The sequence below is a fragment of the Streptomyces sp. NPDC058052 genome (assembly GCF_042885515.1).
Classification (GTDB): domain Bacteria; phylum Actinomycetota; class Actinomycetes; order Streptomycetales; family Streptomycetaceae; genus Streptomyces.
Map to the genome: position 1 here is coordinate 187,890 of NZ_JBHVRX010000012.1, position 15,408 is coordinate 203,297.

At 75.0% G+C, this 15,408-nt stretch carries 12 protein-coding genes; 5 read left to right on the top strand and 7 right to left on the bottom strand.

Features of this window, described 5'->3' with window-relative positions; translation table 11 throughout:
* Positions 1-58: 58 nt before the first annotated feature.
* Both ACFVU3_RS19155 and ACFVU3_RS19160 read right to left on the bottom strand, forming a co-directional pair.
* Complete coding sequence (locus tag ACFVU3_RS19155) at positions 59-1,399, bottom strand: endo-1,4-beta-xylanase (RefSeq protein WP_390067536.1); 1,341 nt, start codon at positions 1,397-1,399, stop codon at positions 59-61.
* Positions 1,384-4,080 (bottom strand): cellulose binding domain-containing protein, encoded by a 2,697-nt coding sequence (locus ACFVU3_RS19160; RefSeq protein ID WP_390067538.1) that lies wholly within the window; start codon positions 4,078-4,080, stop codon positions 1,384-1,386. Before ACFVU3_RS19160 ends, ACFVU3_RS19155 begins: the two co-directional genes overlap by 16 nt.
* Positions 4,081-4,271: 191 nt before the next feature.
* On the opposite strand from ACFVU3_RS19160, the gene ACFVU3_RS19165 reads away from it, so the two are divergent.
* The 3 genes from ACFVU3_RS19165 (at position 4,272) to ACFVU3_RS19175 (ending at position 7,563) form a co-directional block, all read left to right on the top strand.
* Positions 4,272-5,627, top strand: coding sequence for an ABC transporter substrate-binding protein (locus tag ACFVU3_RS19165; RefSeq protein WP_390067540.1), 1,356 nt, complete (start codon positions 4,272-4,274; stop codon positions 5,625-5,627).
* Between the two features lie 98 nt (positions 5,628-5,725).
* A complete protein-coding gene (locus tag ACFVU3_RS19170) occupies positions 5,726-6,694 on the top strand; it encodes a carbohydrate ABC transporter permease (RefSeq protein WP_390067600.1) in 969 nt (322 codons plus the stop codon).
* The gene (locus tag ACFVU3_RS19175; RefSeq protein ID WP_390067542.1) at positions 6,691-7,563 is read left to right on the top strand and encodes a carbohydrate ABC transporter permease; all 873 of its coding nucleotides are present in this window, start codon (positions 6,691-6,693) and stop codon (positions 7,561-7,563) included. The genes ACFVU3_RS19170 and ACFVU3_RS19175 overlap by 4 nt, the downstream gene beginning before the upstream one ends.
* Before the next feature lie 191 nt (positions 7,564-7,754).
* Here the strand turns inward: ACFVU3_RS19175 and ACFVU3_RS19180 are convergent, their stop codons facing one another.
* The 3 genes from ACFVU3_RS19180 to ACFVU3_RS19190 form a co-directional block, all read right to left on the bottom strand.
* Positions 7,755-9,290, bottom strand: coding sequence for a cellulose binding domain-containing protein (locus ACFVU3_RS19180; RefSeq protein ID WP_390067543.1), 1,536 nt, complete (start codon positions 9,288-9,290; stop codon positions 7,755-7,757).
* 164 nt (positions 9,291-9,454) lie between these two features.
* Entirely contained in the window at positions 9,455-10,846 is a 1,392-nt protein-coding gene (locus ACFVU3_RS19185) for a sensor histidine kinase (RefSeq protein ID WP_390067545.1), read from the bottom strand.
* Between the two features lie 16 nt (positions 10,847-10,862).
* Positions 10,863-11,564, bottom strand: a complete 702-nt coding sequence (locus ACFVU3_RS19190; RefSeq protein ID WP_390067547.1) for a response regulator transcription factor — start codon at positions 11,562-11,564, stop codon at positions 10,863-10,865.
* Positions 11,565-11,643: 79 nt separating this feature from the next.
* On the opposite strand from ACFVU3_RS19190, the gene ACFVU3_RS19195 reads away from it, so the two are divergent.
* Entirely contained in the window at positions 11,644-12,237 is a 594-nt protein-coding gene (locus tag ACFVU3_RS19195; protein ID WP_390067549.1) for a hypothetical protein, read from the top strand.
* Between the two features lie 105 nt (positions 12,238-12,342).
* Here the strand turns inward: ACFVU3_RS19195 and ACFVU3_RS19200 are convergent, their stop codons facing one another.
* Positions 12,343-13,206, bottom strand: a complete 864-nt coding sequence (locus tag ACFVU3_RS19200; RefSeq protein ID WP_390067550.1) for a spermidine synthase — start codon at positions 13,204-13,206, stop codon at positions 12,343-12,345.
* 202 nt (positions 13,207-13,408) lie between these two features.
* A complete protein-coding gene (locus tag ACFVU3_RS19205; RefSeq protein ID WP_390067602.1) occupies positions 13,409-13,819 on the bottom strand; it encodes a hypothetical protein in 411 nt (136 codons plus the stop codon).
* Between the two features lie 267 nt (positions 13,820-14,086).
* Here ACFVU3_RS19205 and ACFVU3_RS19210 point away from each other — a divergent pair, with 267 nt between their 5' ends.
* A complete protein-coding gene (locus tag ACFVU3_RS19210; protein ID WP_390067552.1) occupies positions 14,087-15,376 on the top strand; it encodes a tetratricopeptide repeat protein in 1,290 nt (429 codons plus the stop codon).
* Positions 15,377-15,408 lie beyond the last annotated feature (32 nt).

Consider the following 15,408-nt stretch of genomic DNA (forward strand, 5'->3'; position numbering starts at 1 on the left):
CCGGTTCGGAAGAACCGGGGCCTCGGTCTTTTCGTGCGTTCCCGCGCGTGGTCCTTCCCTAGGCGCAGGTGAGGGCGGCCGGGGGCGGGTTGGTGCCGGTCCAGGAGGCGTTGAAGCCGAAGGTGGCGGAGCCGCCGGCCGGGACCGTGCCGTTGTAGGAGAGGTGCGTCGCCGTCACGGCGGTGCCGGTCTGGGTGACGGCCGCGTTCCACGCCTGGGTGATCCGCTGGCCGGCCGGGTACTCCCAGGCGACCCTCCAGCCCGTCAGCGGGGCCGAGCCGGTGTTGCGGACGGTGACCTGGCCGGTGAAGCCGCCGCCCCACTGGCTCTGCACGGTGTACGTGGCGGCACAGCCCGCCGGACCGGGGGGTGTCACCGGGGCGAGGGCCTCGGCGATCCCGGCGTACGCGGGCTTCGGGTTCAGGCCCTCGTCGTACGGGGTGGCCGCGCCCTGGCCCGGGAAGAAGTCCGGGATCCAGGAGTCGGAGTCGGTGAAGCCCCAGACGGTGAGGCCGGCGCAGCGGGTGACGGCCAGGCAGGCGCGGGTCACGGCCGCGTAGTCCGCCTTCTGCTGCGCGAGCTTGGCCTCGGTGGCCGGGAGGGTCATCCGGACGTCGAGCTCGGTGATGGCCACGTCGACGCCGAGGTCGGAGAAGCGGCGGAGGTTGGCCTCCAGGGTGGACGGGACCTGGCCGAGGATCAGGTGGGCCTGGAAGCCGACCCCGTCGACCGGCACGCCCTGGGCGAGGAGCCGCTCGACCAGGGTGTACATGCCGTCGCTCTTCGCGCCGAGGCCGTCGGTCGAGTAGTCGTTGAGGTAGAGCTTCGCGGCCGGGTCGGCGGCCCGGGCGGCCCGGAAGGCGTCGCCGATGTACGACTCGCCGAGGGTGGCGCCGAAGACGGACCGGCGCAGGGTGCCGTCCTCGTTCAGCGGTTCGTTGACGACGTCCCAGTGGTCGACGCGGCCCTTGTAGCGGGTGACCTGGGTGGTGACGTGGTCGGTCATGACCGTGCGGAGGGCGTCCGGGGTCCAGGTGCCGTTCTCGACCCAGGAGGGCAGCTGGCTGTGCCAGACCAGGGTGTGGCCGCGGAGCCGCTGCCCGTGGGCCTCGGCGAAGTCGGCGATCCGGTCGGCTCCGGTCCAGGAGTACTGGCCCCGGACGGGTTCGACGGAGCCCCACTTCATCTCGTTGCCGGGGGTGACGGAGTCGAACTGGGCGGCGGCGGTGCCGGCGTAGGCGCCGGTGAGCTTCCCGCCGGTGACGGCGGTGCCGAGGTAGATCCCGCGGGCCTCGGCGAGGTCCCGGAGCGGGGTGTCGGCGGCGGCGGCGGTCCCGGTGGCGGTGGCGGTCAGGGCGGCGGCGAGGAGCGCCGTGACGACGGTCAGCCGGCGGAGCACGGGGCACCTCCGAGGGTGAAGGCGGCGGGGGCGGGGTTGGATCCGGCGTGGGCGCCGGTGAAGCCGAAGGAGGCGGAGCCGCCGGCGGCGACGGTCCCGTTCCATCCGGCGTTCCTCGCCGTGACGGCGGTGCCGGTCTGGGCGGGGGTGGCGTTCCACATCTGGCCGACGGTCTGTCCGGCGGCGAAGGTCCAGCCGAGGGTCCAGCCGTTCCAGGCGGTGGCGGAGGTGTTGGTCACGGTGACGTCGGCCTGGAAGCCGCCCTGCCACTGGTTGGTGATCCTGTAGGCGACCTTGCAGGCGCCGGCGGGCGGGGTGCCGGGGTCGGTGCCACCGCCGTCGCCTCCGCCGTCCCCGCCGCCGGTCTCGCTCGTGTCGCCGTAGAGGATGCCGCGCCCGTTGGTGGCGACGTAGACGCGTCCGTAGACGCGCGGGTCGCCGGTGATGGTGGCGCCGGTCCAGCCCCACTGGTGGGCGTCGTCGTTGACCCGGACCCAGGTGGCGCCGGCGTCGGTGGAGCGGAAGATGCCGCGGACGCCGCCGATCTTCGCGCTGGAGTAGAGCGCGGGGTAGGAGGCGTTCGGGGCGGCCTTGCCGAAGCCGACGGCGTCGGCCTGGTCGACGCCGGAGACCTTCGCGAAGGTGGCGCCGCCGTCGGTGGAGTGCCACAGGCCGTACGCGGCGTCGGGGGCGCCGCCCGCGAGCCAGATGTCGCCCTTCCTCCCGGGGACGGCCTTGAAGCGGACGTTGCCCTCGGCGGGCAGGCCGGTGGCCCTGGCGGTGAAGGTGAGGCCGCCGTCGGCGGAGGCGTAGAAGGTGCCGCCGTGGAAGCCGTAGAAGGTCTTCGGGTCGACCCGGTCGGACTCGACGACGGCGCCGGCCGGGATGCCGGCGGCCGGGGTCCAGGAGGTGCCGTATCCGGTGGCGGCGTGGACGCCGGCGGTGCCCTCGGGGCTCCAGACGAAGCGGCTGCCGTCGGCGGCCGCGGCGACCGTGCCGCCGCCGGTGATGCCGGTCCCGCCCGCGGGCTCCTGTCCGGCGAACCAGTGCGCGCCGTTGTCGGTGGAGAAGGCGACCCGGGGTCCGCCGTCGAGGTGGCCGGAGCGGACGAGGACGTCCGGCTTCGTCTCGGCGTAGTCGAGGCTGGTCGTCGAGGTGAAGTTCGGGGCGGTGAACATCATCGGCGGGACGGCGCCGAGGTCGGTGTGGCGGAAGCCGCCGATGTCGCCGAGGGCGCTGATCAGCGGGGCGCCGGAGGGCGGCGCGACCAGGTCGAGGACGGCGGTCTCCTCCAGGCCCTTCACCATCGGCCGGATGGTGACGTTCGTGTTCGTGTCCCACTTGGTGAGTTCGGTGGTGCCGTAGACGGTGGCGCCGGTGCCGTACAGCATGCGGTCCGAGTCGAAGGGGTCGATCTCCAGGGCCTCGGTCATCCAGCCGAGCTTGGGGGCCTGCTCGGGCGGGGCGGGGTCGCCGCCCCAGGTCAGCCAGGGCACCGAGGAGACGTCCATGGTGTAGCGGTTCGAGCGGTTCGGGTACGAGGAGTAGTCCCACGCCCTGGTCCACGTGGAGCCGCTGTCGGTGGAGCGGAAGATCTGGGTGTCGGGCCACCAGGAGCTGTAGGCGGAGACCATCACCGTGCCGGGGCGCTGCCGGTCGAGGGTGAGGCCGCTGAAGCCGTGGTAGGTGTCGGCCTCGGCGACGGGGCTGATGTTCTTCCATTCCCCGGTGGCCGTGGCGTACCGCCAGACCTGGCCCTTGCCGCCGTCGTACGGGCCGGCGGTGTCGCTGTAGGCGAGGTAGAGGTAGCCGTTCCCGGCGTCGAGGACGCCCTTGTGCGCGAGGTAGCCGGTGGGCTGGCCGGCGAGGCGGGTCCAGGTGGCGCCCGCGTCGGTGGAGCGGTAGACGGCGTTCTCCTTGTCGCCGACGCCGACGTAGATCGTCCTCGTGGCGGTGGCCCCGGCGCCGGTTCCGCTGCCGGTGGACTCGTCGAAGGTGACCCAGACGATGCCCTGCTCGTCGGAGTTGTAGCCGCTGGTGTCGGTGGGGTCCTGCTGGTAATCGCCGGGGTTGGTGAAGGAGGTGACCTTCGCCCAGGTGGCGCCGGAGTCGGCGGAGCGCCACAGGCCGTTGCCGCTGGGGGCGCCGAGGTAGAGGATCCGGTTGTCGTGCGGGTCGACGGCGAGGCGTTCGCCCATGCCGCGGCCCGGCATGTTGCCGCCGAGCTTGAAGGGGAGGTCGGCGCGCTGCCAGGTGGCGCCCCGGTCGGCGGAGCGCAGGACGGCGCCCGAGCCGGGGTCCCAGTCGTTGGTGTAGGTGCCGACGGCTGCGTAGACCCGGTCCGGGTCGGCGGTGTCGGAGGCGAGGGAGACGACGCCGGTGTGGCCCCAGTCGTCCCAGCCGACGTGGTCGAGGAGCGGGGTCCAGGCGGAGCCGGCCTGGTCCCAGCGGTAGGCGCCGCCGATGTCGGTGCGGGCGTAGAGGAGGTTCTTCTCGGCCCGGTTGAAGACCAGGCCGGGGACGAAGCCGCCGCCGTCGATCCGGACGTTCTTCCAGGTGTACGAGGGGGCCGCGGCGGCCTGGGCCGGGGCGGGTGCGGCGCCGGCCGGGAGGGCGCCCGCGAGGAGCCCGGCCGTGAGGGCCAGCCCCGCGAGGCCCGCGAGGAGTCGTGGTCTGCGCATGGGTATCCCGTCGGGAGTGTGTATGGGAGCGCTCCCACTATCGGATTGCTGTCAGAACACGGTCAAGGTGCGGGAACCGTCGAAGACGTTCGACGGTTCCCGCCGTCCGGTCCGCCGAACGGGTGAGGCGGCCCCCGGACCCGGCGCCGCCCGGCGGGCCGTCCCGCCCCCGCCGCCTACGGTCGGGGTCCATGGGGTGGAGGAACGGGACACGCCGGCAGCGGCGACGGCACGGCGGCGTCCGCGCCCGGGCCCTCGCGCTGCTGCTCGCCGCGGCGCTGCCGGTCGGCTGCGCCACCGACCCGCCGGTGCCGCCGGCCGCCGGCGCCGGGGAGGCCGTGGACGGCTCGGGGCGGCCGGTGACGCTCACCGTCGGGGTGTACGGGACCTTCGGGCTCAAGGAGGCCGGGCTCTACGACACGTACATGCGGCTCCACCCGGACATCGCGATCCGCCAGACCTCCCTCGCCCGCGCCGACGTCTACTACCCGCAGCTGCTCACCCACCTCACGGCCGGCGCCGGACTCGCCGACGTCCAGGCCGTCGAGGTCGGCAACATCGCGGAGGTCGTCGACACCCAGGCCGGCCGGCTCGTCGACCTGGGCCACGCGCCCGGGGTGCGGGAGAGCGACTTCCTGCCCTGGAAATGGGCGCAGGCGCGGACGGAGGAGGGGCGGGTCCTGGGGCTCGGCACCGACATCGGTCCGCTGGCCGTCTGCTACCGCAAGGACCACTTCGCCGCCGCCGGGCTGCCCACCGACCGGGAGGAGGTGGGCCGGCTGTGGGCCGGGGACTGGCGCGGGTACCTGGAGACGGGCCGCCGGTTCGCCGCACGGGCTCCCGAGGGGGTGGCGTTCACCGACTCGGCCTCCGGGGTGATGGCGGCCGTGATCTCGGGGGCGAGGCTGCGCTACTACGACGCCGAGGGGCGGCTGGTGGTGGCGGAGAACCCGGCCGTACGGGCCGCCTGGGACCTCGGCGCGGAGTTCGCGGAGCACGGGCTGACCGCCCGCCTCCAGCAGTTCACCCCGGACTGGGACCAGGGCTTCGCGCACGGGCGGTTCGCCTCGATCGCCTGCCCGGCGTGGATGCTCGGCTACATCCAGGACAAGGGCGGGCCGGACGGCGAGGGGAAGTGGGACATCGCGAAGGCGCCCCGGCCGGGGAACTGGGGCGGCTCCTTCCTGGTCGTCCCGTCGGCCGGGAAGCACGTCGCGGAGGCGGCGGAGCTGGCGGCCTGGCTGACCGCGCCCGAGCAGCAGGCGGTCCTCTTCGAGCGGCGGGGCAGCTTCCCGAGCGCCGAGGCCGCCTTCGGGCTGCCGCAGGTGCGGGACGCCCGGCACCCGTACTTCGGCGACGCGCCGGTCGGCCGCATCTACTCGGCGGCGGCGATGGGCGTGCCGGTGGCGCCGGTCGGGCCGAAGGACGGCCTCGTCAACCAGATCCTGTCCGACACCGGGATGCTCCAGGTCGACCAGACGGGCCGGTCGCCGGAGTCGGCGTGGCGGGCGGCGATGAAGGCCATCGACAACGCGCTGGACCGGTGAGCGGGTGGGCCGAGGACAGGGCGCGGTGACGGGGATTGCCGAGGACGGGACGGCGCGGTGACGGGGACGGCCGAGGACAGGGCGGGGCGGTGAGCGGGATGGCCGAGGACGTGGTGGAGCGGGCGCTCGCGCCGGTGGTGCCGACGGGCCGGGCGCGGCGGGAGCGGCTCGGCCGGCTGCGGTCGCGGGCGGCGCCGTACGTGCTGATCGCCCCCTTCTTCCTGCTGTTCGGGGCGTTCGGGCTGTTCCCGCTGGCGGCGACGGCGTGGACCTCGCTCTTCCGGGTCGAGCTGACGGCGCCGGAGGCCCGGGAGTGGGTGGGGCTGCACAACTACGCCCGGCTCGTCACGGACGACTTCTTCTGGAACGCGCTGGCGAACACGGTGCTGATCGGGGTCCTCGCCACCGTCCCGCAGCTGCTGCTCGCGCTCGGCGCGGCGCACCTGCTGGACGCGCGGCTGCGCGGCCGGCTCTTCTTCCGGGTGGCGGCGCTCGCCCCGTACGCGACCTCGGTGGCGGCGGCGACGCTGGTCTTCGCGCTGTTCTACGGGCGCGACCAGGGGATGGTGAACTGGGCGATCGGCCTGGTGGGGCTCGATCCGGTGGACTGGCAGAACGGGCCGTGGGCGTCGAAATGCGCGGTGGCGTCGATCGTCGTCTGGCGCTGGACGGGCTACAACGCGCTGATCTACCTGGCGGCGATGCAGACGATCCCGCCCGAGCTGTACGAGGCGGCGGCGCTGGACGGCGCCTCGCGGTGGCGGCGGTTCTGGCACGTGACGCTGCCGGGGCTGCGGCCGGCGCTGGCGTTCACGGGGCTCGTGTCGACGATCGGGGCGGTGCAGCTCTTCGGCGAGCCGCTCCTCTTCAGCAGCGGGGCGGGCGCCTCGGGCGGCGCCGACCACCAGTACCAGACGCTCGGCCTCTACCTGTACGAGCAGGGCTGGGTGAACCTCCATCTGGGGCGGGCGGCGGCGATCGCCTGGGCGATGCTGCTGCTCCTCGTGGTGCTGTTCGGGGCGGTGCGGCTGGCGCGGGCCGTCCGCGGAAGGGGGGCGCGGCGGTGAGCGGACGGGTGCGGGGCCGGGGACGCGGGCGGGACGCCGGCGCGGAGTCGTACGAGCGGGCCGGGTGGGGTACGTATCTGCTCCTCGGCCTGTTCACGGCGGTGTCCGTCTTCCCGCTGCTGTGGACGGCGGTCGCCGCCTCGCGGACGAGCGGGCGGCTCGCGGAGAGCCCGCCGCCGTTCTGGTTCGGGCGCAACCTGGCGCGGAACCTGTCGGTGGCCTGGGGCGAGGGCGGCATGGGCGAGGCGCTGGCCAACACCGCGGTGGTGGCGGGGTCGGTGGCGACCGGGACGGTGCTCTTCTCGACGCTGGCCGGTTTCGCCTTCGCCCGGCTGCGCTTCCGCTTCCGGGGGCCGCTGCTGCTCCTGGTGGGGGCGACGCTGCTGGTGCCGCCGCAGCTCGGGGTCGTCCCGCTCTATCTGCTGATCGCCCGGCTGGGCTGGACGGACCAGCTCCAGGCGGTGGTGCTGCCCTCGCTGGTCTCCGCCTTCGGCGTCTTCTACATGCGCCAGCACCTGCTGCGGGCGCTGCCTCCGGAGCTGCTCGAAGCCGCGCGGATGGACGGGGCGGGGACGCTGCGGGTGGTGTGGCACCTGGTGCTGCCGGCGGCGCGGCCGGCGATGGCGGTGCTGGGGATGCTGTCGTTCGTGGCGGCCTGGAACGACTTCTTCTGGCCGGTGCTGGCGCTGACCCAGACGGGGAACCCGACGGTGCAGGTGGCGCTGACCGGCCTCGGGCGGGGCTATGTGCCGGACACCTCGGTGGTGATGGCGGGGGCGCTGCTCGGGACGCTGCCGCTGCTCGTGGTGCTCGCGCTGTTCGGGCGGCAGATCGCGGGCGGGGTGATGCGGGGCGCGGTGAAGGGGTGAGGGCGCCGCCGGAGCGGGGGCACGGGAGCGGGAGTAGGGAAGGCGGGGGCGCGGGAGTCGGGGGCGCGGGAGGCGGGAGCGCGGGGGGTGGAGGGGCTCCCGGGGCGTCCGATCGCGGACAGAAGCGTGCCCCGGCCGGGGGTGGGGTGTCTCCTGGCCGGGGCACGCGGTGGGGGGGGGGAGGAGTGGCTCTACCGGTAGGCCGCGAACGCCTTCGTGAAGGCCAGCGGCTGCTGGAGGATCGAGGAGCAGGTGGCGTCCGCGTGGTTCACCGCGCCGGCCGCGCACTGCTTGTCCCGGGTCGAGGACCACATCGACAGCCAGCCGATCCCCCTGGACTTCGCGAAGTCGACCAGCTGGGTGGCGTCGTCGACCGTGAAGACCTCGCTGACGACGTCGTTCACGCCGATCATGGGGGTGACCGCGACGGTCTTCCAGGCGGCCGCGTCGGAGAGCCCGAGGACGCCCTTGAGCTGGGCCTGGGTCGCGGTCGCGGCCTGGATCGCGTACGTGCCCATGTCGGCGCTGTAGGCCGGGCCGTAGTCCATCGCCATGATGTTGACCGCGTCGATCCGGACGCCGTTCCTCTTCGCGTCGGCGAGCAGGCTCACCCCGGGCTGGGTCAGGCCCTCGGGCATCACGGGCAGGGTGAAGGAGACGTTCAGGCCGGGGTGACTCTTCTGGAGCTGGGCGATGGCCTGGGAGCGGCGGGTGTTGGCGGCCGTGTCGGGCAGGGCGGCGCCCTCCACGTCGAAGTCGACCTTGGTGAGCCGGTACTGGTCGACGACCTTGCCGTACGCCTTCGCCAGGTCGGCGGCGCTCGCGCAGTTCAGCGCCAGCTCGTGGCCGGCGGCGCCGCCGAAGGAGACCCGCACGTCACCGCCCTTGGCGCGCAGGGCGCCGATCTGGGCGGCCACCCTGTCGTTCGCGAGGTCGGTGACACCGCCCCAGAGCGGGGCGCAGGAGCCGCCGGAGGTGATGAAGGCGAGGTTGAACTCCTTCACCCCGGTGGCGTCGGCGGTGGCGAGCAGGTCGTACGCGGGGTAGAGCGAGGTGTCGACGTAGGGGGCGTACCGGGCGGCGGTGACGGGGGTCCCGGTGGGGGTGGGCGTCGGGGTCGGCGTGGGCGTCGGGGTGGGCTTCGGGGGTGCGGTGGTGGTCGCCGTGGCCGTGGGGGTCGGCTTCGGGGGTGTGGTGGCGGTCGCCGTGGGCTCGGGGCTCGCGGTGGCGGTGGACGTCGCCGTCGCGGTGGGCTGCTCGGTGGGGCGGCCGCTGGGGGTGGGGGCGGGGCCGCCGGCCGAGCAGGCGGCCTGGTCGATGAGGCAGCCGGCCGGGTCCCCGGCCTGTCCGGCCGCCGAGGTCACGAAACCGACGGTGACGGACTGGCCGGGGGCGAGCCGGCGGTTCCAGCTCGCGGGCTTCACGGTGACGTGCCGGCCCGAGACGGTGTGGTCGCCGTTCCACAGGGAGCCGATGGTGGTCCCGGCGGGCAGGTCGAACTCCAGCGTCCAGTCGGACCGGACGGCGGAGGTCTCGTTGGTGATCACGTACTGGCCGGTGTAGCCGCCCGTCCAGGAGGAGGTCCGGGTGTAGGCGGCGCCGACGGCCGCGGCCTGGGCGGTACCGGTGAGGGCGAAGACCGTGCCCCCGGTGATCGCGGCGGCGACCACCGCGCCGACGGCCTTCGTACGGCCGCTGGTCCTGCGCCGGTGCGCGTTGCTGCCCATGCGTGCTGCCTCCGTGGTGCCCGGTGAGGGGGGTGCGGTGTGGGGGGTGCGATGTGGGGGTGCGGCAGCACGCTAGCGCCCGGGAAACAGACAAATGCCGTTCCCCGGGCGCGGGTTGGGATTCTTAGGATCCGCTTAAGGAAGGCATCGGAACCACGAAAGGTTCAGCGCCTCGCGGCCTTGCGGCGGCGGGCCGGGCGGTGCGAGCGGCGGCCCTCGGAGCCGCCGGGGCGGTGTCCGCCGAGCCCGATCCAGATGCGCACCTCGGTGCCGCCGAGGACCGAGTGCCCGATCCGGACGTCGCCGCCGGTGGTCTCCGCCATGCGGCGCACGATGTCCAGGCCGAGGCCGGTGGAGCCGGCCCGGGTGCCGCTGTTGCCGCGGGCGAGCGCCGCGTCCGGATCGGCGATGCCGGGCCCGGCGTCCGAGACGAGGACGATGACCGCGTCGTCGCCGTTGTGGACGTCGACGGAGAAGGCGGTGCCCTCCGGGGTGTGCCGGAAGACGTTGCCGAGGAGGGCGTCGAGGGCGGCGGCGAGTTCGGGGCGCGCCACCGGGATCCGTACCGGACGCTCCACCCCGGCGAGGCGGACGAGCCGCCCCTCGTCCTCGGCGAGCGCCGACCAGAACTCCATGCGCTCCCGCACCACTTCGGCCGCGTCGCAGCCGGCGCCGTGACCGGTCTGCGGGGTGGTCTGCGGCTTGGCCTCGCGGGCGGTGCGGATGATGGTGTCCACCTCGCGCTCCAGCTGCTCGACGGCGGCCCGGGTCTGGTCGGCGGCGGGGCCCGAGCCGAGCGAGGCCGCGTTGAGACGGAGCACGGTCAGCGGGGTGCGGAGCCGGTGCGAGAGGTCGGCGGCGAGTTCGCGCTCGTTGGCGAGGAGCTGGACGACCTGGTCGGCCATGGAGTTGAAGGCGACGGCCGCCGACTTGAGTTCGGGCGGGCCCTCCTCGGCGACCCGGACGCCGAGCCGGCCCTCGCCGAGCTCGTGGGCGGCGCCGGCGAGGCGCTGGGCGGGGCGGACCATGCGGACGCCGAGCCGGTCGGCGACGGCGAGGGAGCCGACGATCAGGGCGACGCCGACCCCGGCGAGGACGAGCCAGGCGGTGGCGACGCCGTTGGTGACCTCGCCCTCGGGGACGAAGAGTTCGACCACCGCGACCTGGCCGGAGCTGAGCGCGGTGGGCTGGAGCAGGGCGTAGCCGCCGGGGACCTCGGCGATGGAGGCACGGCCGAGGACGCGGGTGGCGGCCAGTTCGTCGGCACCGGCCCGGCGGGTGCCGATCTCCAGCGCCTGGCCGTCCGGGGCGGCCGGCGGCACGTGCACGGCGAGCCGGCCGGCCGCGCCGTCCTCGGTGGTGGCGACGGCCTTCTCCAGCTCCGCCCGGTCGGTGGTGATCGCGAGGACCGGGGCGAGCCCGGCGCCGCGCCGCTCGGCGTTGGAGAAGGCCCGGTCGCGGGCCATCTCCTTGACGACGAGGCCGAGCGGTACGGCGAAGGCGATGACGACCATGGCGGTGACGGCCAGCGACACCTTGACGAGGGCCCATCTCACGGCCGGCGCTCCCGTCTCACGGCTGGTGCTCCCGGGGCGGCTCCAGCTTCACGCCGACCCCGCGCAGGGTGTGCAGGTAGCGCGGCCGGGCGGCCGTCTCCCCCAGCTTCCGCCGCAGCCATGACAAATGTACGTCGATGGTCTGATCGTCCCCGTACGCCTGCTGCCACACCTCGGCGAGCAGCTCCTTGCGCGGGACGACCACGCCGGGACGGCCGGCGAGGAAGGCGAGCAGGTCGAACTCGCGCCGGGTCAGGTCGAGCGGGACGCCGTCCAGTTCGGCCTGGCGGCGCAGCGGGTCGATGGCGAGCCCGCCGACCCGGATCTGGGTCGGCGGCGCGGGCTCTCCCGACACGGCCCGGGCGCGGCGGAGCACGGCGGCCATCCGGGCCGTGAGGTGCTCCACCGAGAACGGCTTGACGAGGTAGTCGTCGGCGCCGGCGTGCAGCAGCCGGACGATCTCCGCCTCGTCGTCCCGGGCCGTCGCGATGATCACCGGTACGTCGGTGATGCCGCGCAGCATCTTCAGCGCCTCGGACCCGTCCAGGTCGGGCAGACCCAGGTCCAGGACGACCACGTCGAAGCGGAAATGGGCGACCTCGCGCAGCGCCTCCAGAGCCGTGCCGACGCTCCGTACCGTGTAGGAGGCTTCCGTCAGCTGCCGGATGAGGGCGGAGCGCACGAACTGGTCGTCCTCGACCACGAGCACACTTGCCATGGGCGGCACCGTACGCCATCCGGGGGACACCTCGGTCACCCCGTACCTACCCGTCCGCGCCGGACGGGCGTGGTGCAATATGGCCGGGATGCGAAGAGGACTCGTTCACGCCCTGGCCTGGTCGCTCGCCACCGGCGCGGCGGTCACGCTCTCCTGGTGGGGAGTGCACACGGTGCTGTCCGGCACCGTCTACGACCCGCCGCGGGCCCTGCCCCTGCCTGTCGGCACCCCGGCCGGCCTGATTCCGGCCGAGACCGCCATCGGCGACCCGGCGACCTCCTCGACCCGCCGGCCGGAGTCCACTCCCCCGGCCACCACGCCCGCGCCGCCCACGCCCACGCCGACCGACCCGGGTCCGGCCTCGCCGCCCGCGACCCGCCCGGCCGCCCCGCCGGCGACCACGCCCGCCCCGACCACGGAGCCGCCGCCGCCCGCCGGCGCCTCGTCCGGGGTGAAGAGCTCCACGACCGACGGCGGCCGGGTGACCTTCGACATCGGCGAGACCTCCGCCGAGCTGGTCTCCGCGATCCCCGCGTCGGGCTGGCAGATGCAGGTGTGGAAGCAGCCCACGTGGATCCGGGTGACCTTCACCCAGGGGGGCCGCGAGATCTCGGTCTTCTGCCTGTGGCACGACTCGGCCCCGCGCGTCCAGATCGAGGAACGCGCGGCCTGAACCGGCGCGCGCGGCCGGTCGCGTACGGGCGCGGGTCGGCTCTCCGCGGTCGCGGAGGGGGCAGGTCCCGGACGCGGGTCGGCTCTCCGCGGTCGCGGAGGGGGGTCAGCGGAAGACGGAGGGCGGCGGGGCGGGGGACGCCTTCGCGGTGGCGTCGGTGACCGGGGTGGCGCCGCCGGTGAAGTCGGCCAGGGCGCGGCCGTGTTCGACCCGCCCGGGGTGCGGGTCGGTGGCGACCCTGCGGGTGAGGTCGGCGACGGGGATGTCGCGGTCGGAGGCGACCAGGACCGCGTTGCCGAAGCGGCGGCCGCGGAACACGGTCGGGTCGGCGATCAGGGCCAGCTCGGGGAAGACGGCCGCGGCGGTGGCGACCTGGCCGCGGAGATGGGCGAGCGGCGGGCCGTCGGCGAGGTTGGCGGCGTACGTGCCGCCGGGCCGCAGCGCGCGCCGCACCTCCTCCAGGAACTCGGTGCTGGTGAGGTGGGCGGGGGTGCGGGCGCCGCGGAAGACGTCCGCGATGATCAGGTCGGCCCAGCCGTCCGGGACCTTGGCGAGTCCGGCGCGGGCGTCGGTCGCCCGCACCCGGATCCGGGCGCCGGGGTCGAGCGGCAGTTCGCGGCGGACCAGGCGGACGAGGGGTTCGTCGATCTCGGCGATCTGCTGGGTGGAGCGGGGCCGGGTCGCGGCGACGTACCGGGCGAGGGTGAACGCGCCGCCGCCGAGGTGCACGGCCTGGAGGGGGCGGCCGGGCGGGGCGGCGAGGTCGGCGACGTGGCCGAGGCGCCGCTGGTACTCGAAGGTGAGCGCGGCGGGGTCGTCCAGGTCCACGTGGGACTGCGGGGCGCCGTCGAGGAGCAGCGTCCAGGCCCGGGGGCGGTCGCGGTCGGGTATCAGTTCGGCGAGCCCGCCGTCGACGGTCTCGGAGACGGCGCCGGCCGCCGCCCGCTCGCGCTGCTTGTTCCTGGCCATCCGCCCATTATCGGCCGGTTCGCGGGCGAGGCGTCTCCGTGACGGCCGGCCGCCGGGAGCGAGGGGGCGGCGGCGGTCGGTGGCCGGGAGCGAGGGGCGGGCGGTCGGTGACGGGCGACGGTCGGGGCTCGTTCGGGCGGGGCTCGTTCGGGACGGGGGTCGTTCGGGGCCTTCGGGGCCGGGGGGCGTTCGGGGCCGGGGGTCAGTGGCAGCCGTCGGCCGCCTCGATGAGGCGGGCCGCCTCGCCGAGGGCGCGGCGCAGGACGGCGGGGTCGGTGACCGGTCCGGTGTCGCCGGGGGGAAGCAGCCAGCCCGCCGGGCGGGGGGCGTCGCCGGCGGGCTCGGGCAGTTCGGGGAGCTCCGGGAGGCGCAGGCCGCGGCCGGAGGTGCGGGTACAGGCGCTGCCGGGGAGGTCCCAGGCGGCGGCGGTGCCGGGCGGGACGAGGAAGCCGAGGGTGTCGCAGGCGCCGTCGTGGAGCACCGGCCCGACGGCGGGGGCGCCGCGGCGCCGGAGGATGTCGACGGCCTCCAGGCCCTGCCGGGCGGGCACGGTCACCAGGTCGCAGGGTTCCTCGCCGCCGGCGCCCGGGGCGGCGGTCCCGGCGGTCGTCATGGTCGTCACGGTCGCCTCGAAAGGCGCGGCGTTCTCGGACATGGACCCCTCCTCGCTTCCCAGAGGAGACACGTTCCGTCTCTCCCATACGGTTCAACGCCCGTGCGCGTCAACGGCTACGGCGGCACGCCGCCGCAAAGGATGGCAGTTCATGGCAGATCGCAGGCGAGATATCCGATTTGTAGCCAAACTCAGCGTACGCATCCGGTCACAGAAGGTACGTTCTTGCCGCCGGAACACCCGGCAGCACCAGGAGAGGGCTCGGCCATGGCCATGTCACGGGCAGTTCCCAATCTCGCCTTCCGACGGCTCCGCGGACAGCACTCCCCGGCGGAGTTCGCCGCCTTGGTCCGCCGGGCGGCACGGGAGATCGGCGAACAGGTCGCGTGCGACGCCCGCTACATCGGGCGCGTGGAGGCGGGCGAGATCCGCTGCCCGAACTACGCGTACGAGCGGGTCTTCCTGCACATGTTCCCCGGGCTGACCCTTGCCGACCTGGGTTTCTCTGCGCGGGAGGCGGTACGCGGCCGACGGCAGGCCGCCCCGGCCGGGGCCTCGGGGCCCCCCGCCCTCCCGACCCGGAACGATGAGGAGAGCGACGTGCTGCGTCGCGCATTCATGACGAGCGGCACCGCCACCCTGGCGGCCGCCTCCTGGGGACTCGGGAGCGGCACCGCCGCCGCGATCCCCAGCCCCCGCGGCACCCACCGCGTCGGCGAGGCCGAGGTCCTCGCCGTCGAGGACGCCGTACGGCGCATCCGCCTGCTCGACGACCGGCACGGCGCCGACGGGCTCTACAAGGTCGCCGCCCAGCCGCTCCGCACCGCCTACGCCCTGCTCGACCAGGGCACCGCGGCCCGCCGCTCCACCGAGGACCGGCTGCTCGCGGGCGCCGGCGAGCTGTCCCTCTCCGTCGGCTGGCTCGCCCACGACTCGGGCCGCCACGAGGACGCCCGCTCCCACTACGCCGAGGCCCTCGCCACCGCCCGGGTCTCCGGGAACGCGGCCCTGGAGGCGCACGCCTTCTGCAACACCTCCTTCCTCGCCCGCGACACCGGCCGCTATCGCGAGGCCGCCCGCGCCGCCCAGGCCGGACTGCGGGCCGCCGGGCCGCTCGGCTCCCCCCGCCTGCTGGCCCTGCTCTCCCTGCGCGAGGCCGCCGCCTGGGCCGGACTCGGCGACCGCTCCTCCGCCGAGGAGTGCCTGGGCCGCGCCCACGAGCACTTCGGCCACGGCCACGCCGAGCAGGACCCCGAGTGGATGTCCTTCTTCGGCGAGCCCGAACTGGAGGCCCTGGAGGCGCACTGCTGGGCCGCGCTCGGCGAATGGAGCCGCGCCGCCCGCCACTCCTACCGCGCCACCGTCCTCCAGCACCCCCGCTTCGCCCGCAACCTCGCGCTCTACCGCGCCCAGCTCGCCGGCAACCTGGCCCGCGCCGGCCGCCGCGACGAGGCCGAGGCGGAGGCGCGGCGGGTGGCGGACTCGATGGACGGGATCGCGTCGGCGCGGATCAGGGGGCTGCTGGCCGAGACGCGGCTCATCCTCACGGGTGTGTGAGGCGGCGGACGCCGGATCCGGTGTCCCACCGT

What these genes read in the sequence shown, in the direction of transcription:
- ACFVU3_RS19160 (WP_390067538.1), bottom strand. Translation starts at nt 4,080, where the DNA reads ATGCGCAGACCACGACTCCTCGCGGGCCTCGCGGGGCTGGCCCTCACG.
- ACFVU3_RS19165 (WP_390067540.1), top strand. Translation starts at nt 4,272, where the DNA reads ATGGGGTGGAGGAACGGGACACGCCGGCAGCGGCGACGGCACGGCGGC.
- ACFVU3_RS19170 (WP_390067600.1), top strand. Translation starts at nt 5,726, where the DNA reads ATGGCCGAGGACGTGGTGGAGCGGGCGCTCGCGCCGGTGGTGCCGACG.
- ACFVU3_RS19180 (WP_390067543.1), bottom strand. Translation starts at nt 9,290, where the DNA reads ATGGGCAGCAACGCGCACCGGCGCAGGACCAGCGGCCGTACGAAGGCC.
- ACFVU3_RS19190 (WP_390067547.1), bottom strand. Translation starts at nt 11,564, where the DNA reads ATGGCAAGTGTGCTCGTGGTCGAGGACGACCAGTTCGTGCGCTCCGCC.
- ACFVU3_RS19195 (WP_390067549.1), top strand. Translation starts at nt 11,644, where the DNA reads ATGGCCGGGATGCGAAGAGGACTCGTTCACGCCCTGGCCTGGTCGCTC.
- ACFVU3_RS19200 (WP_390067550.1), bottom strand. Translation starts at nt 13,206, where the DNA reads ATGGCCAGGAACAAGCAGCGCGAGCGGGCGGCGGCCGGCGCCGTCTCC.
- ACFVU3_RS19205 (WP_390067602.1), bottom strand. Translation starts at nt 13,819, where the DNA reads ATGACGACCGCCGGGACCGCCGCCCCGGGCGCCGGCGGCGAGGAACCC.
- ACFVU3_RS19210 (WP_390067552.1), top strand. Translation starts at nt 14,087, where the DNA reads ATGGCCATGTCACGGGCAGTTCCCAATCTCGCCTTCCGACGGCTCCGC.